The sequence below is a fragment of the Methylobacterium sp. AC315 genome (assembly GCF_979253755.1).
Window position 1 is genome coordinate 49,862 of the sequence record NZ_CEEDEA010000010.1, and the last position, 19,673, is coordinate 69,534.

Consider the following 19,673-nt stretch of genomic DNA (forward strand, 5'->3'; position numbering starts at 1 on the left):
GTCGCGCGCTCAGGCGCCCGAGGCGGCCTTGGCGGAGGCGTCGCCGGTCCAGCCCTGGGCCCGCCAGCCTTCGGCGCGCTCGTCGAGGTCGATCGAGCCGCCGCGGTCGAGGATCGCCATCACCCGGTCGGCCTGGTGATCTTCGGCCTGCACAGTCACGAGGGTTCCGCCGCGGCGCACGCCTTCGGCATAGGTCTGAGCCTCGTCCTCGCTGAGGCCGGCGCCCGTGAGCCCACCGATCAGCCCGCCCGCGGCGGCGCCGACCCCGGCTCCCGCGGCGGCCGCCACCAGCCAGCCCGCTGCGACCACCGGCCCGAGGCCGGGGATCGCCAGCAGCCCGAGCCCCGCCAGCAGCCCGGCGCCCCCGCCCAGGACCGTCCCGACGGTGGCGCCGGTCCCGGCCGCATCCACCGGGTCGACCACGTCGAGCTGGGGTTCGCCGAAGGGCTCGTCCCGGGGCACGGCCGGCTCGGCGCGGTTTGCCAGGATGCTGATGGCGCTATGCGGGATCCCCGCAGCCTCGAGCTGTTCGACCACGGTGGTGGCGGTATCGTACTCGTCGAACAGGGCGGTGAGGACGCGGGCGGCCATGGACGTTCTCTCGATCGGCGGGCTGCCGCCCGGTTTCGTGACGCGGCAGCGGGCATCCCACCCGACCGCCGGGACGATCTGATCGCCCCCCGATCAAGTGGCGAACGCAGTGCGGGTTCCCGCCTGGGCCTGGGGGTTTCTTAACGGCGCGCTAACCATCCGCTCGGCAGATCTTGCCGGGTGCGCTCCCGGGATTCCCCGCGGGCACGCGGGATGGATCGAGCACGATGGCGGAGTCGGCGAGCGCGCCGGTCAAGGGCGGGTCTTTCGGCGGGGCTGCATCGTCGGTCCTGAGCCAACTCTCGCTGCCCACCCGCGGCGACCTCCACGCGCTGTCCAAGCGCTCGGACCTCATGTTCGCCACCGGCGTCATGGGCATCCTGGCGGTGCTGATCTTCCCGTTGCCGGCGGTACTGCTCGACCTGCTGCTGGCGGTCTCGATCATCACCTCCGTGCTGATCATGATGACCGGCCTGTCGATCGACAACCCGCTGGAATTCACCGTCTTCCCGACGCTGCTGCTGATCGCCACGATGCTGCGGCTGGCGCTGAACCTCGCCTCGACCCGCCTGATCCTGGGCCACGGCCACGAAGGGACGGCGGCGGCCGGCCACGTCATCGAGGCGTTCGGCAACTTCGTGATGGGCGGCAACTTCGTCATCGGGATCATCGTGTTCGCGATCCTGATCATCGTGAACTTCGTGGTCATCACGAAGGGCTCGGGGCGCATCGCCGAGGTCGCGGCGCGCTTTACCCTCGACGCGATGCCCGGCAAGCAGATGGCGATCGACGCCGACCTCTCGGCCGGCCTGATCGACGAGAAGGTGGCCAAGGCCCGCCGCTCCGCCCTCGAAGAGGAATCGTCGTTCTTCGGTGCCATGGACGGCGCCTCGAAATTCGTGCGCGGCGACGCGGTGGCGGCCCTGCTGATCACGTTCATCAACGTGGTCGGCGGCATCGTCATCGGCGTGGCGCAGCAGGGTATGAGCTTCGGCGACGCAGCCAAGAGCTACACCCTGCTCACCATCGGCGACGGGCTGGCCAGCCAGGTCCCGGCCCTGATCGTCTCGACCGCGGCCGGCATCCTGGTGTCGAAGGCGGGCGTGAAAGGGTCGGCCGACAAGGCGCTGGGCAAGCAGCTCGCGCATTACCCCAAGGCGCTGGGCATGTCGGCGGCCGTCATGTTCCTGATCGCGCTCCTGCCCGGCATGCCGATGCTGCCGTTCCTGCTGCTCGGCGGCGGGGCGGGCTACGCCGCGTGGCGCACCAACAAGACCGCCAACGAGGCCCCGCCGCTCGACGCGGAGGGCGTCCCGATGGACGCCAAGGCCGTCGCGGCCGCGGCCACTGCCAAGGAGGAGACCGTCACCGACCTCCTGAAGCTCGACGACCTGAAGCTCGAGATGGGCTACGCGCTGCTCGCCCTGGTCAACGGCGAAGGCCAGGACCGGCTCACGGATCAGATCAAGGCCCTGCGCCGCCAGCTCGCGGCGGAACTCGGCTTCGTGATGCCCTCGGTCCGCATCCTCGACAACGTCCAGCTCGATGCCAACTCCTACGTGGTGCGGGTCAAGGAGATCGAGGCCGGCACCGGCCGGATCTTCCCGGGCCAGTTCATGGCCATGGACCCGATGGGCGGCCAGGTTCAGCTGCCCGGCCAGCACATGCTGGAGCCCACCTTCGGCCTGCCGGCGACCTGGATCGACGCGTCCCTGCGCGATCAGGCGCAGCTCAAGGGCTACACGGTGGTGGACGCCGCCACCGTGGTCTCGACCCACCTCACCGAGTTGATCAAGGCGCACGTCTCCGAGCTGCTCAACCACGTCGAGGTCTCGAAGCTGCTGCGCGAGCTGCCGAAGGAGCACGCCGAGCTGCTCAAGGAGATCATGCCCTCGCAGATCTCGACCACCGGCGTGCAGCGGGTGCTGCAGTTCCTGCTCTCCGAGCGCGTGTCGATCCGCGACCTCGGGGCGATCGTGGAGGGCATCGCGGAGGTGGCCGGCGCGGTGAAGAACCCGCGCGACGTGGTCGAGCATGTCCGCGCCCGGCTCGGCCGGCAGATCTGCGCCCAGTACCAGGACCAGAACGGCACCCTGCCGATCATCACCCTGTCGCCCGCCTGGGAGCAGGCCTTCATGGAATCGATCGTGGGCGAGCGCGAGGAGCGCTACCTGGCGATGCAGCCCTCGAAGCTCAGCGAGTTCGTCACCGCGGTCCGCGACCGCTTCGAGGCCGCGGCCCGCCAGGGCGAGATGCCGGTGCTGGTGACCTCGGCGCAATCCCGGCCGTTCGTGCGCTCGATCATCGAGCGCTTCCGGCGGGAGACCCCGGTGATGAGCCAGGCCGAGATCCACCCGCGGGCGCGGCTGCGCACCGTGGGCTCGATCTGAGGGGGCGGCGTCGATGGCCTGCTCAAGGCAGGCTCAACGTGCATGACTCGTCGCTCAAGGGGTTTGGAGTTGGGCTAACGACGCGGCGCCCACCTTGTCATCCCGGGGCCGCGAAGCGAAGCCCGGGATCCATAATCGCCGACGGATCAAGACCTTGCACGGCCGGCGCCTCTGGATTCCGGGCTCGCCTCCGGCGCCCCGGAATGACACGGTGGCTTATCCTCCAGGCGTTGCCTCATTGGCTCAGGACATCACCCGAGCCCCCACGAAACGTCCACGGCAGACGTTCTGCCACGCCAGCCCAACCAGCTTCTCCGCCTTAGACCGCCTTCTGCTTCAGCTCGCGCTCAAGCTCGTGCGCGTCGAGCCCGGGCACGACCACCGGGGGCTCCGGCACGGTCGAAGGCACCGCGGTCGGCGAGCCGATGGCGGCGGCGAGGCGGGAGCGCTCGAAGAGCACCACGACGATCACCGAGATCAGCGCCGGGATCCAGAAGTAGAAGATCCGGAAGATGATCACCGCCGCGATGATCGCGTCCTTCTGGGCGTCGTCGGTGATGTGCATCGCGGTGATGAACACGATCTCGAACACGCCGAGGCCGCCGGGGGCATGCGAGGCGAGCGCCACCGAGAACGAGGCCAGGAAGATCGCGAGCACCGGGATGAAGCCGGGGTTCATCGCATCCGGCAGCGCGAAGTAGATGATGCCGGCCGCGCCCAAAAGCTCCAGCGGTGCCGCCAGCAGCTGGCGGGCCATGATGCCGGGCCGGGGATATTCCAGCTTGAACGAGCGGATGTGCAGCGGCCGCATGTGCAGGATCGAGCCGAGCACGTACAGGGCCACGAAGCCCAGCATGCCGAAGCCGACCACCAGGGCGGTCTTGGGGTCGGTGAGGAAGCCGGGGAGCCGGCCCTCGAGGCGCGTCAGCAGGTGAGGATCCACCACCAGGGTGAAGCCGCCGAGCAGGATCGTGCCGAGGAAGAAGGTGAAGGAGCACAGGGCCACCAGCACGGCGACCTGCGCGGCCGAGAGGCCCTTGGCCGTGTAGGCCCGGTAGCGCACCAGGGCGCCGGAAAACACCGAGGCGCCGATGTTATGCGAGAGCGCGTAGGTGGTGAAGGAGCATAGGGACACGAACAACCACGAGATGTGGTTGACGCCGAGGTGCAGCAACGCGATCCGGTCGTACCAGGCGAGCGCGGCGTAAGCCACGAGGGTCGAGAGCGCTGCGAGCAGGATCCGGTGCGGCGGGATCGCCAGGATTGCGGACCAGATCGCCGCCAGCGACGTCGTCTTCAACTCTTGATAGAGGAAGTAGCCCGATATCACGACCGCTGCGAGGCCGATCAACGGCCAGATGAAATCGCTGAGCTTCTTCATGTACACCGACGCCCCGGGGAGAGCCCCTGATGCGCCGCCATGCAACGCGCCGCAAGCGGATCGAGGCCATCCCGATTTCCCTTGTCAGGTGATCGTGACGGTTTCGTGCCGCGTTGCCGGCACATCACACGCGGACCCTGCGGTCGAGCCGCCGAAGAGGATGCAACGCGTGGGTGCGCGAGCAGCCGGACAGCGGGTCAGCCCCGGGCGCGGTTGAGCCCGATCCCGTCCATGGCGGCCTGGTCCCGGATCGCCTCCGCGGCGCGCTCGGCAGTCCGCTCGCGGTCGTTCAGGATCTCGACCTTCTTGAGTTCCTCGAACGCCTCTCCGAGCTCGGCCTTGGCCTCGGCCAGCTGGCCTTCGAGCGCCTGAGCGGACTGGCGCATGTTGTCCCGGCGGCCGGCGGCGGCGCGGGCGTAGGTCGGGTAGGCGAAATGCCCGACATCGGTGATGCCGGCGCGCGCTTCCTCGACAGCGACCTCGCGGTCGAGTTCCACCGCCATGCGCTGGAAGTCCGCCATCATCATCTCGATCTGGGTCACACGCCGGCGCTTCTCGTCAACCTGGAAGCGGCGCAGCCGGATCAGCGTGTCACGCGATTTCATTGGGACGCTCACTCCACGCAACGCTCAGGGCCGCGCCAAGGACCATGCCCGGCCCGTGCCCCAAACAGGATCGCGAACGCGAACCTGCTCAGACCCTAGTTCCGCATCATCGAATACACCCAAGCGGTTACCGCTTCGCTGCATGATGCCTAGGCTATGCCGACGATCTGGCTAAGCCGTGCGTAACCATCGCCGATGGACGTTGCTTCTTCCTTACCCTGCCCCAGAAAAGCCTCAAGCTGAGGCATGAGCGCCACGGCCTCGTCGACCTCCTGGGACGAGCCCGCCCGGTAGGCGCCCAGGCGGATCAGCTCCTCCATGTCGGCGTAGGTGGAGAGGACCCGACGGGCCCGGCGCACCACCGGCAGGTAGGCCGGATCGCAGGAGCGCGGCATGGTGCGGGAGACCGAGCGCAGCACGTTGATCGCCGGATAGCGCCCGCGCTCGGCGATGGCCCGTTCCATGACGATGTGCCCGTCCAGGATGCCGCGGACCGCATCCGCCACCGGCTCGTTGTGGTCGTCGCCCTCGACGAGCACGGTGAACAGCGCCGAGATCGTGCCGAGGCCGACCCCGGGTCCCGCACGCTCCAGCAGGCGCGGCAGCTCCGAGAAGACGGTCGGGGTGTAGCCCTTGGCCGTGGGCGGCTCGCCCGCCGCGAGGCCGATGTCGCGCTGGGCCATGGCGAAGCGGGTGATCGAATCGATCATGCACAGCACCTTCGCGCCCTGGTCGCGGAAGTGCTCGGCCACCGAGAGGGTCACGTAGGCGGCGTTGCGGCGCATGAGCGCCGGCTCGTCGGAGGTCGCCACCACCACCACCGAGCGGGCGAGGCCGGCGGCGCCGAGATCGTCCTGCAGGAACTCCTGCACCTCGCGGCCGCGCTCGCCCACGAGGCCGATCACCGCCACGTCGGCGGCGGTGTAGCGGGCGAGCATCGACAGCAGCACCGACTTGCCGACGCCGGAGCCGGCGAAGATGCCCATCCGCTGGCCGGCGCACATGGTGAGGAAGGTGTTGATGCACCGGACCCCGAGATCCAGCGGGCCGCCGACCCGGGTGCGGGCATGGGCGGGGGGCGGGTCGGCGCGCAGGGAGTAGACATCCGGCCCCTGCGGCAGGGGCCCGAGCCCGTCCACGGGTCGGCCAAGGGCGTCGACCACCCGGCCGAGCCAGGCGCCGCAGGGCCGGATGGCTCCGGCCGATTCGTCGCGCACGTAGGCGGGGCAGCCCCTGCGGACGCCCTCCAGGGACCCGAACGGCATCGCCAGCGCGCGGTCACCCTGGAAACCGATGATCTCGCACGGCACCAGCCCGAGGCCGTTGGCGCCCTCCACGTCGATCCGGCCGCCGAGCCGCATGGCCGCCACCGGGCCGGCGACCTCGACCAGGAGGCCGCGGATCGCCACGACACGGCCGAACGTCTCTAGCACCTCGACGCGGTCGAGGGCCGCCTGGGCCGCGGCGAGACTGGTAACGGACCTTGCCGGATCCTGTGTCATCGGCGTGGCTCTCAACGCTTCGTTTACCGGCCTCCTTAACACTGCGGTCATCGGGCTCGTAGCGGCTCGGTCCGGGCTCCGGCGCCAGCCGGACTTCACGAAGTCGTGCGTCTGTGGCCGCAGGGTCACAGCCGGGACCGATTCGTTACGGGGGAGACACTTACGTCCAAGCGCGTGGGCGGACCGGTCGCAATCGGAGCGGAATCGCGGCCCCGGGCGGGGGTGGAGGGACCTGGTTCCTCCCGCCAAGCTCGGGGCTCGATGAACGAGACGCTTGCGGGTGGGAATCAGGTTTTGTTAACGATTAATCCATAGCGTTCCACGTCAAGAGCGACGGAGCGCCCGTCCACAGGCCGGTGGCGGGTGTCGGTGGGGACGTGTCTGCGCGCTGATGCGGCCGGCAGGGCTGGGGACCGACGATGCGGGTACTTCTGATCGAGGACGATAGCGCGACAGCGCAGAGCATCGAGTTGATGCTCAAGTCCGAGAACTTCAACACCTATACGACCGACCTTGGCGAAGAAGGCATAGACCTCGGCAAGCTCTACGATTACGACATCATCCTCCTCGACTTGAACCTGCCCGACATGTCGGGCTACGAGGTGCTGCGCAACCTGCGCGTGGCGAAGGTGAAGACGCCGATCCTGATCCTCTCCGGCATGGCCGGGATCGAGGACAAGGTGAAGGGTCTGGGCTTCGGGGCCGACGACTACCTCACCAAGCCGTTCCACAAGGACGAGCTGGTCGCCCGCATCCACGCCATCGTGCGCCGGTCGAAGGGCCACGCCCAATCGGTGATCACCACCGCCGACCTGATCGTGAACCTCGACCAGAAGACCGTCGAGGTCGGCGGCGCCCGGGTGCACCTCACCGGCAAGGAGTACCAGATGCTGGAACTCCTCTCGCTGCGGAAGGGCACGACGCTCACCAAGGAGATGTTCCTCAATCATCTCTACGGCGGCATGGACGAGCCCGAGCTGAAGATCATCGACGTGTTCATCTGCAAGCTGCGCAAGAAGCTCGCCAACGCCAGCCAGGGCAAGAACTACATCGAGACCGTCTGGGGCCGCGGCTACGTGCTGCGCGAGCCGATGGACGCCGAGGAGCGCATGGCGGTCTGATCCTCCCGGATCACCGCCTCGTTCGAAAAACCCCGTGCGGCTCGGCCGCGCGGGGTTTTCGCTTTTTGGGGCCTACCGGACCCCGGTCGCGGAGAAGACCTGGGCGGCCGGCGCCACCACGACGTAGCCGCCGCACGGCGCGGTCCGGGTGATCACAGCGCTGGCGACACCCCAGACATAGGTCCCGCCGCGATCCTGCGCGACGACCGGGCCGCCGGAATCGCCGAAGCAGATCCGGGCGCCGTTCGCCCGGGCGATGGTCAGGCCGGTGTTGCTGGCCGCGACCGGCGTCAGGGTCGCGGTGCGCAGGCGCCCGACACCCCGCCCGGACAGGCCGGCCCCCGCGATCCGCAGGCTCTTGGGCACGCGCCGGGGATCGGCCGCGAGCGGCACCGGGCGCCGGTCGCGCACCGGCTCGGTCAGGCGCAGGACCGCGAGGTCGAGGGACAGGTCGGCGAGGCTCACGTCGGGCGCCGCGTTCGGCAGCATCTCACCGGGATCGGGGCTGTAGCGGGCCGCGACCCGGGCGCCGTAGACCGGACGCGCCGGCTCGGTGCCGCGGAAGAACACCACGAGGGCGCCGAGCGGATCGCCGTTCACGCAATGCGCCGCGGTGAGCACGAGGTCCGGGGCGATCAGGATCCCGGTGCAGCGCGTGAGCCTCAGCGCCTCCTCGGGCTGGGTGATGGTGCCGATGGCGACGGTGGCCTGCGCCAGCGCATCCCGTCCCGCCGGCGCCCCGCCGTCGATGGCGTCGGCCGGCCCGGCGAGGCCGAGCCCGACCGCCAATGCGAGACCCGCTCCGATAATCCTGAATGCCGTCACGCGCGAACCTTCTGCCCCCAGCCCCACAACCACAGATGCGCGAACACGCAATTGGTGCAAGCGGGCGAGAGGACGCGGCCAAGGTCATCGCGTCACTGGCTTTTTCAGCGACCGATCGCGATGCCTCGAACGGGCCCTGCCGCCAGGATGACCGCCGGTGACGCTTTCAATCGCCCCGTCGTTCCGGGGCGCCGCAGGCGAGCCCCGGATGACGGGGTGAAGGCTTGAACCTCAGGGCGCCTGCCAAACCGCGGAAATCATTCGATGCTCGGACGCGGCTCCCCCAAGGACGCGGCGGTCAGCGCGCCACGGTCCAGGTGCTTGTGCCGTCCTTGTTGTCCTTCACGGACACCCCCATCGCGGCGAGGGCGTCCCGGGCGCGGTCGGAGGCGGGCCAGTCCTTGGCGGCCCGGGCTGCCTTGCGCTGAGCGATCAGCGCCTCGACGGCGGGTACGTCGACCCCGGACGCCGCGACCTGATCGTGCTCGCGGGCGCTGCGGGTGCGGGCGAGCAGACCGAACAGGTGCGCGCCGGCCCGCAGGGCGGCTGCGTCGTCGGTCAGTCCGTGCAGCGCGTTGATCGCCGCCGGGGTGTTGAGGTCGTCGCAGAGCGCCTCGACCACCGTGCCCGGGGCGGTCTCGGCGGCCGGAGCATCCCCGGCCGCGTTGTACCAGCGGTCGAGCACGCGGCTCGATTCCTCGAGCCCGCGCAGGGTCCAGTCGATCGGCTGCCGGTAGTGCGTCCTGAGCATGGTCAGGCGCACGACCTCGCCCGGCCAGTCGTTCAGCACGTCGCGGATGGTGATGAAGTTGCCCAGCGATTTGGACATCTTCTCCCCCTCCACCTGCAGGAAGCCGTTGTGCAGCCAGACATTGGCCATCACGGGCGTCCCGAAGCAGCAGCGGGACTGCGCCACCTCGTTCTCGTGGTGGGGGAAGATCAAGTCGATGCCGCCCGCATGGATGTCGAAGGTTTTGCCGAGGTGCTTGGCCGACATCGCGGAGCACTCGATGTGCCAGCCGGGCCGACCGGGCTCGGCGATGCCGGCGGGTGACGGCCAGGACGGCTCGCCGGGCTTCGACGGCTTCCACAGCACGAAGTCGAGGGGCGAGCGCTTGTAGGGCGCGACCTCGACCCGGGCGCCGGCCTCCATCTCGTCGAGGGGCCGCTTCGAGAGACGGCCGTACTCGGGCATGGCGGGGACGTCGAACAGCACGTGCCCCTCCGCCACGTAGGCGTGCCCTCCGGCCACCAGCGCGTCGATCATCGTGCGCATCTCGGCGATGTGATCGGTGGCGCGGGGCTCGATGAAGCGGGGCGGCGCGCCCGGAGCGTTCACATCCTCGGGCCCGAGGACGCCGAGGTCGCCGATATCCCGGTGGAACTGCGCGAGCGTGCCATCGGTGAGTTCACGGATGGTGATGCCGCGCTCGGCCGCGCGGGCGTTGATCTTGTCGTCCACGTCCGTGACGTTGCGCGCATAGGTGACGTGGCCCGGCCCGTAGAGGTGGCGCAGCAAGCGGAACAGCAGGTCGAAGACGATGATCGGGCGCGCGTTGCCGATATGGGCCGCGTCGTAGACGGTCGGGCCGCAGGCATACATCCGCACATGGGCGGGATCGATCGGCGCGAACGCCTCCTTGGCACCGCTGAGCGTGTTGTAGAGCCGCAACATCGGCGCCATGAAACTCATCCCCTTCCGGCGCCGCGGCCGAATCCCGGCGCCGCGCCGTCGCCGGAAAACCGGCCCTGCCTTCAACGACCTGCGGGCCCTGCGACGCGAAGAACGGCCGAACCGTGACGGCTCGGGTCCCGCCGCGGCGGTTCGCTGTTGCACTGCGGCGACGGTGCCGCCCGCCCGATGGGGCTAACGCAAAAGCGTGAGGAATTCGAGATGGTCCGCGCAAGCGGCGGGTAAGCCTTCCTTAACCGCGCCGTCGGACCGTCCGGACCAAGCTCCGCAACCTCAAGATCCTGTGCCCAAGGACGATCCATGCGACGCACGGCCGTTGGTACCTTCGTCATCGCCGCCGCCCTGGCCACGGCCGGCCTGGCGCAGGGCGCGTTCGCCGGCAGCGACGGCGAGACGCCCGCCAAGGTGCCGGCCCATGTCGAGAAGACCTTCTTGATCCCGTCGAGCGACGGCTACGGCGTCGGCGATTGCCTGACGACCCCCGGCAGCGAGTGCGGCCAGGTGGTCGCCAACGCGTGGTGCGAAGCGCAGGGCTATGCCGCCGCCAACACGTTCGGGATCGCGGCCGCCGACGAATATACCGGCGCCATCGAGCAGCCGATCTCAACGCCGACCGAGCGCCCGATCCGCATCACCTGCCGGGACTGAACGGCGCCCCGGCAGGCCGTCGTCAGCCTTTGACGAACTCCGAGCATTTCGGCGCGGGCTCCGTGCCCCAGGGCGCCAGCGGCACCGCCGAAGTCGAGTTCTTCGGCGAACCCTGCACGACCTTGTCGGAATAGACCATGTAGATCAGCGTGTTGCGCTGGGCATCACAGCCGCGCACGATCTGCATCGACTTGAAGATCAGCGAACGCCGCTCGCTGAACACGACCTCGCCCTGGCTCAGCTTGCCCTTGAAGGCGATCGGCCCGGTCTGGCGGCAGGCCAGCGAGATGTCGGAGACGTCCTCGGCGAGGCCGAGCGTCCCCTTGATGCCGCCCTTCTCCGGCTGCGTGTACCAGCAGGCGACCCCCGACACGGCCGGGTCGTCGATGCCGTAGACCACGAGCTTGTCGTTGGGCGTCAGCGGCCGCCAGACCGTGGATTTGGAGAAGATCCGGTCCGGTTCCTGAGCCGAGGCCGGCCCCGCCGCGGAGAGGCCGAGGGCAACCAACCCAACATAGGTGAGACTCCGAAACCACATCACGGATCAATTCCCTGCCCAAGCTTGCCACCCGGATGTAGGAGGGCTGTCGTCGCCTGACGAGGGGGCGTACAGTCAAGCTGCTTCGGTCCCGAGGCCGGGGCAGACAGCGCCCAACCGAGGGGACCACGGCATTCCCGATCACGCGATGCAGCCGATGCTTGACCGCCCGATCGTCCGTTCGCTCGGCCGCCTCATCTTGAGCGCGGCGCTGGCATGCGGATTGTCCCTCAGCCTCGACACAGCCCGGGCGCAAGATGCGCAGGCCGGTCCACCCGCATTCAGCGAGCCGCGGCCCGGCGCACCGCAGCTGCCGTCGCCCGCCTGCCGGCGCTATCGGGCCGAGCTCGCCTCCGTCCAGACCGGTGCCAGCACGACCCGGGCGCTCAACGACGAGATCGGGCGGCTGGAAGCCTATTTCCGCGGGCTGAACTGCGAGGGCGGCAAGTTCCTGTTCTTCGACACGCGCCCGCCCCAGTGCGGCGCCGTCGAGCAGCGCATCCGCGCGCTCAAGGCCACCTATGGCGGCGCGGTGTTCGACGACAGCGGCGCCCGCAAGCGCGAGCTGCAGGGCCTGGTCGCCGCCAACTGTCCGGCCCGGGAAACCTATGCGGCGAGCGGAGAGAGCTACGCCAAGGGCGGCCCGCAGATGGTCTGCGTGCGCACCTGCGACGGCGGCTTCTTCCCGATGCGCAACCTGCCCGAGGGGCGCGGCGGCGCGGACGAGATGTGCCAGGCGCTCTGCCCCGGCACCGAGGCGCAGGCCTACTCCATGCCGTACGGCGACGAGGCGCTGAAGCACGCCGCCTCGGTGAAGGGCAGCCGCGCCTATGCGAGCCTCGCCAACGCGTTCAAGTTCCGCAAGGAATTCGTCCCGAACTGCTCCTGCAAACCTCAGAACCAGACCTGGGCGCAGTCCCTCGTGAAGGCCGAGAGCATGCTGGTGCGGCACAAGGGCGACATCTTCGTCACGCCCATGCAGGCCGAGGCCCTGTCGCGTCCCAAGGTGCGCCTGACCCTGGTCGGCCGGGCCGACCGGACTGCGGCCGAACTCGCCGCCGACGCGGCCGGCCGGGCCGGGGTCGAAATGGGCGCCGGGGCGGCGGGCGGCAAGGCCGCCGCGGCTCAGCCGAGTGTCGCCAAGCCCGAACACGTGGCGGTGCGGATCATCGCCCCGGACATGATCGCGGTGCCCCAGCGCCTCACGCCCTGACGGAGTCTTGAGCGGCCGGGGCGGAACCATACGCCGCGCATCGGGTTCGGGTCGGCTCGATCCGATACGAGGCTCCGATGCGGCTGCTGCGACTGATTCTCCTCACCGGCACGGTGCTCCCGGGCCTGACCCTGACGCAGCCCGCGGGCGCATCCCCGAGCCCGATGCTCCTGGCCCAAGGTGGCCCGGCCGAGCGCGGCCCGGACGAGCGCGGCCCGCGCGGCGGCGGCGAACCGCCTCATGGCGGTCCGCGGCCCGAGCGTCCGCCGCAGGAGCGTCCGGCCCCGCCGCCCGCCGCGCGCGAGCGTCCCGAGCCGCCGGCCCAGCGGCAGCCCCAGGCCGAGCCGCCCCCGCGGGAGCGTGCCCCCGAGCAGCGGCCCGCGCCCCGGCCGCCCGCGCAGGAGCGGCAGCCGGATCGCCAGCCTGACGGCCGGGACCGCGCTGCACCCGAGCGTCCGGCGCCGGACCAGCGGCGCGCACCCGATCGCCCCGGGCCGGACCGCGGCAATCCCGACCGGCCGCCCGCGCAGCGCGATCCGTCGCCCGCGCAGAGGGGGGATCCCGAGCGTCCGGTGCAGCCGCAGCGCGGGCCCGATCAGGACCGCCGCACACGGGATCAGGATCGTCCGGCGCCGGACGCGACGGAGCAACCGCAGCGCGGCCCGGATCGCAATCGCCGTGGCCCGGATCAGGACCGCGTCACCCCTGGCGGCGCGCCGGACGCGCCTGCGCAGCGCCGCGAGGCCGCTCCCGATCGCGAGGCCCCGCCACAACGTCCTGCCGGGCCCAGCGCGTCACCGCCGCCGCCCAACGCTGCGCCCGGCGTGCCGGGACGTCCGGTCCAGCGCCCGGATGCACAGCCCGGCGCCGAGCCCGGACGCCCTGCGCCACCCAATATGGCGCCCGGCTTACCCGGACGTCCGGTGCAGCGCCTCGATGCCCAGCAGCCCGGTGCCCAGCCGCAGCCCGGCGCGGAGCCGGGGCGCCCGGTGCCGCCCAACATGGCGCCGGGGGTACCCGGCCGTCCCGTGCAGCCCCCCGGACAGGCGCCGGGTGCGCCTGTCCCGCCCCCGCCCCCCGGTGCGCAACGGGGCCAGCCGCCCGCTGGCGGTCCGGCGGCGCGCGGCGTGTTCAACGCGCCGGGCCAGCCCGGCTACGTCCCCGGCGGCTTCCGTGCGGACGACGACGTGCGCGACTACGACCAGGTCCGGCGCGACCGGCGGGAATTCAGCGAGGGCGGTCGCACCTATTACCGGGAGCCCGGCCGCATCATCGTCCGCGACCGCGACGGCTACCTGATCCGCCACGACGAGAACGAGCGGTTCCGGGACATCGACCCGCGCGGCTTCCGCTCCGAGCGGCGCGGTGCCGACTTCTACAGCTTCATCGATCGGCCGGGCGGCGAGCAGATCGTCACCGTCACGGACGATGACGGGCGGATGCTGCGCCGCTATCGCCGCTTCCGCGACGGCCGCGAGGTGGTGATCATCGACAACAGCTACGCCGGCCCGCCGCGCCCGATCTACGACGACGTGGTCGTGCTGCCGCCCCCCGACATCCGCATCCCCCGCGACCGCTACGTGGTGGAGTACGAGCAGGCGGACGAGGGTGCGGTCTACGAGGCGCTGACGGCCCCGCCTGTGGTCGCCGTGGACCGGCGCTACACCCTGGACCAGGTCCGCTACAGCCCGGATCTGCGCGCGCGGATGCGCTCGGTCGACATCGACACGATCACCTTCGACACGGCTTCGTTCACGGTGACGCCGGACCAGGCGGCCCGGCTGTCGGTGATCGCCGCGGCGATTAACCGGGCGATCCGCGCCAACCCGCAGGAGGTCTTCTTGATCGAGGGTTACACCGACGCGGTGGGGTCCGACATCGACAACCTGTCCCTGTCGGACCGCCGGGCGCAGTCGGTGGCGACGGTGCTGACCCAGCAGTTCCAGGTTCCACCGGAGAACCTGACCACCCAGGGCTACGGCGAGCAGTACCTGAAGGTGAACACGCAGAACGCCGCCCGCGAAAACCGTCGCGTCACGGTCCGGCGGATCACGCCGCTGCTACAGCAGGGAACGCCGCAGGGCGCGCCACCGCCACGCTGAGCGGACTGACGACACTGACCGCGGCGGGCCGGAGCAATGCGTCCGCCGCGGTTGACGTCATGGCTCATGCGTCCCACCACCGGGCGAAGGTGGCGGCGCGGGACGGTTCATGGAGAGCGACGACGACGGGCGGCTGATCCGGTCGGGTACGCCGGTGTTCCGCCGCACCGCGCTGGCGCTGGCGGCGGCCGGGTTCTCGACCTTCGCGGTGCTCTACGCGGTGCAGCCGCTGCTGCCGATCTTTTCGGATGCGTTCGGCGTCTCGCCGGCCGAGAGCAGCCTCGCCTTGTCGCTGCCCTGCGGGCTGCTGGCGGTGGCGCTTCTGGTGGTGAGCCCGCTCTCGGAGATCTGGGGCCGCAAGCCGGTGATGCTCGCCTCCCTGTTCGCCTCCGCGGTGCTGACCATCGTGGCCGCCCTGATCCCGGGCTGGCATGGGTTCCTGATCCTGCGGGCGCTGTCCGGCTTGACCGCGAGCGGCCTGCCCGCGGTGGCGATGGCCTATCTCGCCGAGGAGATGGACACGCAGGCGATCGGCCTGTCGATGGGGCTCCTGGTCGGCGGCAACGCGCTGGGGGGCATGTCCGGCCGGCTGATCAGCGGCGTGATGGCCGACCACATGAACTGGCGGATCGGGCTCGCCACGATCGGCGGCCTGGCCCTCGTCGCGGCGCTGGCTTTCTGGCGCTGGCTGCCGCCGGCCCGCAACTTCGTGCCGCGCCGGATGGCCTGGCGCGACGTGCCGGGCTCCTTCGGCCACCATTTCCGCGATGCCGGGCTGCCGTGGCTGTTCGCAGAGGCGTTCCTGCTGATGGGCGGCTTCGTCTGCATCTACAATTACATCGGCTTCCGCCTGCTCGATCCGCCGTTCTCCCTGAGCCAGACGTTGATCGGCCTGATCTTCTCCGTCTACGTCGCCGGCATGGTCAGCAGCCCGGTCACGGGCGAGCTGGCGAGCCGGTTCGGCCGGCGGCGGGTGCTATGGCTCGCCACCGGGGTCGGGCTGGCCGGGATCCTGATGACGCAGGCGGACAACCTGCTGGTGATCGTCGCCGGGATCGTCGTCGTGACGATCGGCTTCTTCGGCGCGCATTCGGTGGCGAGCAGCTGGGTCGGCCGGCGGGCGCTCCGCGACCGGGCCCAGGCCTCCTCGATCTACCTGTGCCTGTACTACCTGGGGTCGTCGGTGCTCGGCACCGCGGGCGGCTGGTTCTTCGCGCATTCCGGCTGGACCGGCGTGGTGCTGTTCGTGGGCACCCTCTACGGTCTGGCCCTCGCCATCGCGATTCGGCTCTCGCGCCTGGCGCCGCTGCCGAGCTGAGGAACCCGTGATGAGCACGCGCACCCATTCCGGCCACGTCGTCGATCAGTTCGGCGCCCAAGCCTCGGCCTACGTGACGAGCGCGGTCCACGCCGCCGGCGCCGACCTGGACCGGATCGGCGCTCTGGTTCGCGGGCTGCCGGGCGCGGGCGTGCTCGATCTCGGCTGCGGCGGCGGCCACGTGGCGTTCGCGGCGGCGGCGGCGGGGGCTTCGGTCACGGCCTACGATCTCTCCTCCGAGATGCTGGCGGCGGTCACCGCCGAGGCCGAGCGGCGCGGCCTCGACGGGATCGAGACCCGCCAGGGCGCCGCCGAGGCGCTGCCTTTCCCGGACGCCGCCTTCGACGCGGTGCTGACCCGCTACAGCGCCCACCATTGGCGCGACGTTCCGGCCGCCCTGGCGGAGGCGCGCCGGGTGCTGAAGCCGGACGGCCTGTTCGTGGTCTGCGATATCGTCGCGCCGGAGGAGCCCCTGCTCGACACCCACCTCCAGGCGGTGGAGTTGCTGCGCGATCCCTCTCATGTGCGCGACTACCGGGTCTCGGAATGGCGCGCGATGCTGGAGGCGGCCGGCCTCGTCCTGGGCGACACGCGAGCCTACCGGCCGCGGATGGAATTCGCGAGCTGGATCGCCCGGATGCGCACGCCGGAGGTCAACGTCGCGGCGATCCGCGCCCTCCAGGGCTCGGCACCCGTCGAGGTCACAGAGCACTTCTGCATCGAGGGCGACGGCAGTTTTCTGCTGGATTCCGCGCTGATCGAGGCGCGCCCGCGCTGAGGATTCTTCCGAACTTCGGATCCCGGTCGGAAGGCGGCTCCGGAAGTGGGACCTCCCCATCCCGCCCCTCATCCTGAGGTCGCGGGGTCGGCAAGGCGGATCGGACACGCCCTGATTTGCACCCGGAGGCTTGGCCGTTGAACGGTCCGGGCCTCGCACCCATGTTGGACATCCATGTCATCAGAGGAAGCCCGGCCCGCGCTGCGGGATCGCGGCTCTGCAAGCCCGCCTGTTCGAGCTCGTCATCGTCGTCCTGCTGATCGCGCTGAACGGCGTCTTCGCTCTCTCCGAGCTGGCGGTGGTCTCATCGCGCAAGAGTCGTCTGCGCGTCTATGCGGATGCCCGCCGGCCGGGGGCGAAGGCGGCCCTGGCGCTGGCCGAGGAGCCGGGACGCTTCCTCTCCACGGTCCAGATCGGCATCACGCTGATCGGCATCCTGTCGGGCGTCGTCTCGGGCGCGGCGCTGGGCGACCGCCTGGCGCTGACGCTGATCGACCTCGGCCTGCCGAAGGGCTGGGCCGACACGCTGGGCTACACCCTGGTGATCGGGGTGATCACCTACCTGTCGGTGATCATCGGCGAGCTGGTCCCGAAGCATCTTGCCTTGCGCAACCCCGAGGGGATCGCCTGCGCGGTGGCGCCCGGCATGCGGCTCGTCGCCCGGGCGGCCCTGCCGGCGGTGTGGCTGCTCGACGCCTCGACCCGGGCGGTGTTCCGCCTGATCGGCCAGGAAACCGAGAGCGCGAGCGCCGTCACCGAGGAGGAGATCCGCAGCCTCGTGGCCGAGGCCGAGACGGCCGGCGTCATCGAGGGCGGCGAGCGCGCGATGATCTCCGGCGTGCTCCGGCTCGGCGACCGGCTGGTGCGCGGCGTCATGACCCCGCGCACCGAGGTCGTGTGGCTCGACCTTTCGGACGATCCCGAGGCCATCCGAGCACGCCTGCTGGCGAGCCCCCATGCCCGCCTGCCGGTGGCCGATGGCGGCCCGGACGCCATGATCGGCGTCGTGCAGGTCCGCGACCTGATCGGCCCGCTCTCCCGCGGCGAGCCCCTGGACCTGCGGGGGCATGTCCGCCGGGCCCCGGTGCTGCCCGATACCCTGGACGCGCTCGATGCCCTGGACGCCCTGCGCAAGGGCACCGTGCCGATGGCGCTGGTCCACGACGAGTACGGCCATTTCGACGGGCTCGTGACCCCCGCCGACATCCTCGATGCCATCGCGGGCGCGTTCCACTCCGAATCCGTGGAGCCGGACGCAGTGCGCCGCCCGGACGGGTCCTGGCTGATCGCCGGGTCGATGCCGGCCGACGAGATGGCCGACCAGCTCGGCCTGCGCCTGCCACCCTCGCGCGACTACGCCACGGCCGCCGGCCTCGTCATCGCGGCGTTCCAGCGCCTGCCGGAGACCGGCGAGACCTGCGACATCGCCGGCTGGCGCTTCGAGGTGGTGGATCTCGACGGCCGCCGCGTGGACAAGCTGCTGGCGACGCGGCTCGAAGAGCCGGAGGCGGAGTAGGCGCTAGGCCGCCTCGCCCGCGAGCCGCCGCGCCGCCCGGTCTCGGCCGATCAGCGGCAGCAGCCCGGCGAGGTCCGGCCCATGCTCCAAGCCGGTGAGCGCGAGGCGCAGCGGCATGAACAGCCCCCGCCCCTTCGTGCCGGTGCGGCTGCGGATCTCGGTGGTCCAGGCCTTCCAGGTCTCAGGCCCGAACGGCTCAGCCGGCAGGGTCTCGCGGGCCGCCGCGATCACGGCCTCCTCTGTCAGGACCGGATCGATCGGGCCGGTCACCACGCGCCACCAGTCGCCCGCCTCCGAGACACGGCCGAGATTGGGCTGCGCCGCCCGCCAGAACGGCTCCGCGGTCTCGGCAGGGATGCCGAGGGCGGTGAGGCGCGGGGCAACCTCGGCGTACGGCATGGCATGGACGAGCCGGGCGTTGAGCCCGTCGAGCTCGGTGGGGTCGAACCGGGCCGGCGCCCGGGAGATCTCGCCGAGATCGACGAGGCTCGCCAGCGTGTCGAGGTCGGGTACCGCCCGCACGGATTCGGCCGAGCCGGTCAGCACCGCCAGCGAGCGCACGGCCGCCGGCTCGTAGCCGGCCTCGCGCAGACCGCGCAGCGACAGGTGGCCGAGCCGCTTCGACAGCCCCTCCCCGTCCGCGGTGGTGAGCAGGTTGTGGTGGCCGAAGACCGGCACGTCCGCGCCGAGCGCCTCGATGATCTGCACCTGCACGCCGGTGTTGGTGACGTGGTCCTCGCCGCGGATCACGTGGGTGATGCCGAGGTCGGCATCGTCCACCACGGAGGGCAGCGTGTAGAGATAGCTGCCGTCGGCGCGGATCAGCACCGGGTCCGACAGCGACGCGCAATCCACATGCGCCGGCCCGCGCACGAGATCGTCCCACGTCACGGTCCGGGCCTCCAGCAGGAAGCGCCAATGCGGCCGGCGGCCCTCCGCCTCCAGGGCGGCGCGGTCCTCCGCGGTGAGCTGCAGCGCCGCCCGGTCGTAGATCGGCGGCTGACCACGGCCGAGCTGACGCTTGCGCCGACGCTCGAGCTCCTCCTGCGTCTCGTAGCAGGGATAGAGCCGCCCCGCCGCGCGCAAGGTGTCGGCGGCGGCATCGTGCTGGGCCTTGCGGTCGCTCTGGCGGGCGAACAGGTCCCAGGTGATGCCGAGCCAGGCGAGATCCTCCTGGATCGCCTCGGCGAACGTTTCGGTCGAGCGCTCGGCGTCGGTGTCGTCGAGGCGCAGCAGGAAGCGCCCGCCCGCCTTGCGCGCGAACAGCGCGTTGAGCAAAGCCGGGCGGGCGTTGCCGATATGCAGGTAGCCGGTGGGCGAGGGAGCGAAGCGGACGAGCGTCATGATCCGCTCTGTAGCCGATCTGCGGACGGTTTTGCGCGTCCCTTCGCGCATGGGTGACGCGAACCGCCCGTACCCTCGCCTTCGGCCCGCTACCCAGCCCCGGCAAAA

Annotated in this window: 16 protein-coding genes; 8 read left to right on the forward strand and 8 right to left on the reverse strand. The window is 70.9% G+C overall.

Translation table 11 applies throughout. The features are described from left to right. Nucleotides 1-9: 9 nt before the first annotated feature. On the reverse strand, nt 10-591 hold the full coding sequence (locus AC0IY0_RS17480) for a hypothetical protein (protein WP_147909971.1): 582 nt from the start codon (nt 589-591) through the stop codon (nt 10-12). 227 nt (nt 592-818) lie between these two features. Here AC0IY0_RS17480 and flhA point away from each other — a divergent pair, with 227 nt between their 5' ends. Then, nucleotides 819-2,981 carry a flagellar biosynthesis protein FlhA gene (gene flhA, locus AC0IY0_RS17485; protein ID WP_471764802.1) on the forward strand — a complete coding sequence of 721 codons (2,163 nt, stop codon included), beginning with the start codon at nt 819-821 and terminating at the stop codon, nt 2,979-2,981. 319 nt (nt 2,982-3,300) lie between these two features. On the opposite strand, the gene AC0IY0_RS17490 is transcribed toward flhA, so the two are convergent. The 3 genes from AC0IY0_RS17490 to fliI all read right to left on the reverse strand — a co-directional run bounded on the left by AC0IY0_RS17490 (nt 3,301) and on the right by fliI (nt 6,469). Continuing rightward, the gene (locus AC0IY0_RS17490) at nt 3,301-4,362 is read right to left on the reverse strand and encodes a lysylphosphatidylglycerol synthase domain-containing protein (protein WP_147909973.1); all 1,062 of its coding nucleotides are present in this window, start codon (nt 4,360-4,362) and stop codon (nt 3,301-3,303) included. A 197-nt stretch (nt 4,363-4,559) separates the two neighbouring features. Next, nucleotides 4,560-4,967 (reverse strand): flagellar export protein FliJ, encoded by a 408-nt coding sequence (fliJ, locus tag AC0IY0_RS17495; RefSeq protein WP_007566480.1) that lies wholly within the window; start codon nt 4,965-4,967, stop codon nt 4,560-4,562. A 149-nt stretch (nt 4,968-5,116) separates the two neighbouring features. Continuing rightward, nucleotides 5,117-6,469 (reverse strand): flagellar protein export ATPase FliI, encoded by a 1,353-nt coding sequence (fliI, locus tag AC0IY0_RS17500; protein ID WP_147940954.1) that lies wholly within the window; start codon nt 6,467-6,469, stop codon nt 5,117-5,119. 419 nt (nt 6,470-6,888) lie between these two features. On the opposite strand from fliI, the gene ctrA reads away from it, so the two are divergent. After that, nucleotides 6,889-7,590 (forward strand): response regulator transcription factor CtrA, encoded by a 702-nt coding sequence (gene ctrA / locus AC0IY0_RS17505; RefSeq protein ID WP_147857559.1) that lies wholly within the window; start codon nt 6,889-6,891, stop codon nt 7,588-7,590. Between the two features lie 72 nt (nt 7,591-7,662). On the opposite strand, the gene AC0IY0_RS17510 is transcribed toward ctrA, so the two are convergent. Together AC0IY0_RS17510 and cysS are read right to left on the reverse strand one after the other, a co-directional pair. After that, nucleotides 7,663-8,415, reverse strand: coding sequence for a trypsin-like serine protease (locus AC0IY0_RS17510; RefSeq protein WP_147940955.1), 753 nt, complete (start codon nt 8,413-8,415; stop codon nt 7,663-7,665). A gap of 298 nt (nt 8,416-8,713) precedes the next feature. Continuing rightward, nucleotides 8,714-10,099 carry a cysteine--tRNA ligase gene (gene cysS, locus AC0IY0_RS17515; RefSeq protein WP_419830731.1) on the reverse strand — a complete coding sequence of 462 codons (1,386 nt, stop codon included), beginning with the start codon at nt 10,097-10,099 and terminating at the stop codon, nt 8,714-8,716. A 309-nt stretch (nt 10,100-10,408) separates the two neighbouring features. Here cysS and AC0IY0_RS17520 point away from each other — a divergent pair, with 309 nt between their 5' ends. Further along, entirely contained in the window at nt 10,409-10,756 is a 348-nt protein-coding gene (locus AC0IY0_RS17520) for a hypothetical protein (protein WP_147909977.1), read from the forward strand. Between the two features lie 22 nt (nt 10,757-10,778). On the opposite strand, the gene AC0IY0_RS17525 is transcribed toward AC0IY0_RS17520, so the two are convergent. Continuing rightward, nucleotides 10,779-11,294 (reverse strand): CreA family protein, encoded by a 516-nt coding sequence (locus tag AC0IY0_RS17525; protein WP_187193393.1) that lies wholly within the window; start codon nt 11,292-11,294, stop codon nt 10,779-10,781. Between the two features lie 157 nt (nt 11,295-11,451). Here AC0IY0_RS17525 and AC0IY0_RS17530 point away from each other — a divergent pair, with 157 nt between their 5' ends. From AC0IY0_RS17530 to AC0IY0_RS17550, 5 genes are all read left to right on the forward strand, one after another. Continuing rightward, a complete protein-coding gene (locus AC0IY0_RS17530) occupies nt 11,452-12,507 on the forward strand; it encodes a DUF2865 domain-containing protein (protein WP_471764804.1) in 1,056 nt (351 codons plus the stop codon). Between the two features lie 77 nt (nt 12,508-12,584). Next, complete coding sequence (locus tag AC0IY0_RS17535; RefSeq protein ID WP_471764805.1) at nt 12,585-14,609, forward strand: OmpA family protein; 2,025 nt, start codon at nt 12,585-12,587, stop codon at nt 14,607-14,609. Between the two features lie 109 nt (nt 14,610-14,718). After that, nucleotides 14,719-15,927 carry an MFS transporter gene (locus AC0IY0_RS17540; RefSeq protein ID WP_471764806.1) on the forward strand — a complete coding sequence of 403 codons (1,209 nt, stop codon included), beginning with the start codon at nt 14,719-14,721 and terminating at the stop codon, nt 15,925-15,927. Nucleotides 15,928-15,937: 10 nt separating this feature from the next. Beyond that, nucleotides 15,938-16,705: a class I SAM-dependent methyltransferase gene (locus AC0IY0_RS17545; protein WP_471764808.1), complete on the forward strand. Its 768-nt coding sequence runs from the start codon at nt 15,938-15,940 to the stop codon at nt 16,703-16,705. Between the two features lie 229 nt (nt 16,706-16,934). Continuing rightward, a complete protein-coding gene (locus AC0IY0_RS17550) occupies nt 16,935-18,221 on the forward strand; it encodes a hemolysin family protein (protein WP_471764906.1) in 1,287 nt (428 codons plus the stop codon). A gap of 3 nt (nt 18,222-18,224) precedes the next feature. Here AC0IY0_RS17550 and gltX read toward each other — a convergent pair whose 3' ends face one another. After that, a complete protein-coding gene (gltX, locus tag AC0IY0_RS17555) occupies nt 18,225-19,565 on the reverse strand; it encodes a glutamate--tRNA ligase (protein ID WP_471764810.1) in 1,341 nt (446 codons plus the stop codon). Nucleotides 19,566-19,673: the final 108 nt, after the last annotated feature.

Excerpts from the sequence above, each read along its gene's own strand:
- AC0IY0_RS17480 (WP_147909971.1), bottom strand. The coding sequence starts at position 591 with ATGGCCGCCCGCGTCCTCACCGCCCTGTTCGACGAGTACGATACCGCC.
- flhA (WP_471764802.1), top strand. The coding sequence starts at position 819 with ATGGCGGAGTCGGCGAGCGCGCCGGTCAAGGGCGGGTCTTTCGGCGGG.
- AC0IY0_RS17490 (WP_147909973.1), bottom strand. The coding sequence starts at position 4,362 with ATGAAGAAGCTCAGCGATTTCATCTGGCCGTTGATCGGCCTCGCAGCG.
- fliJ (WP_007566480.1), bottom strand. The coding sequence starts at position 4,967 with ATGAAATCGCGTGACACGCTGATCCGGCTGCGCCGCTTCCAGGTTGAC.
- fliI (WP_147940954.1), bottom strand. The coding sequence starts at position 6,469 with ATGACACAGGATCCGGCAAGGTCCGTTACCAGTCTCGCCGCGGCCCAG.
- ctrA (WP_147857559.1), top strand. The coding sequence starts at position 6,889 with ATGCGGGTACTTCTGATCGAGGACGATAGCGCGACAGCGCAGAGCATC.
- cysS (WP_419830731.1), bottom strand. The coding sequence starts at position 10,099 with ATGGCGCCGATGTTGCGGCTCTACAACACGCTCAGCGGTGCCAAGGAG.
- AC0IY0_RS17520 (WP_147909977.1), top strand. The coding sequence starts at position 10,409 with ATGCGACGCACGGCCGTTGGTACCTTCGTCATCGCCGCCGCCCTGGCC.
- AC0IY0_RS17525 (WP_187193393.1), bottom strand. The coding sequence starts at position 11,294 with ATGTGGTTTCGGAGTCTCACCTATGTTGGGTTGGTTGCCCTCGGCCTC.
- AC0IY0_RS17530 (WP_471764804.1), top strand. The coding sequence starts at position 11,452 with ATGCTTGACCGCCCGATCGTCCGTTCGCTCGGCCGCCTCATCTTGAGC.
- AC0IY0_RS17535 (WP_471764805.1), top strand. The coding sequence starts at position 12,585 with ATGCGGCTGCTGCGACTGATTCTCCTCACCGGCACGGTGCTCCCGGGC.
- AC0IY0_RS17540 (WP_471764806.1), top strand. The coding sequence starts at position 14,719 with ATGGAGAGCGACGACGACGGGCGGCTGATCCGGTCGGGTACGCCGGTG.
- AC0IY0_RS17545 (WP_471764808.1), top strand. The coding sequence starts at position 15,938 with ATGAGCACGCGCACCCATTCCGGCCACGTCGTCGATCAGTTCGGCGCC.
- gltX (WP_471764810.1), bottom strand. The coding sequence starts at position 19,565 with ATGACGCTCGTCCGCTTCGCTCCCTCGCCCACCGGCTACCTGCATATC.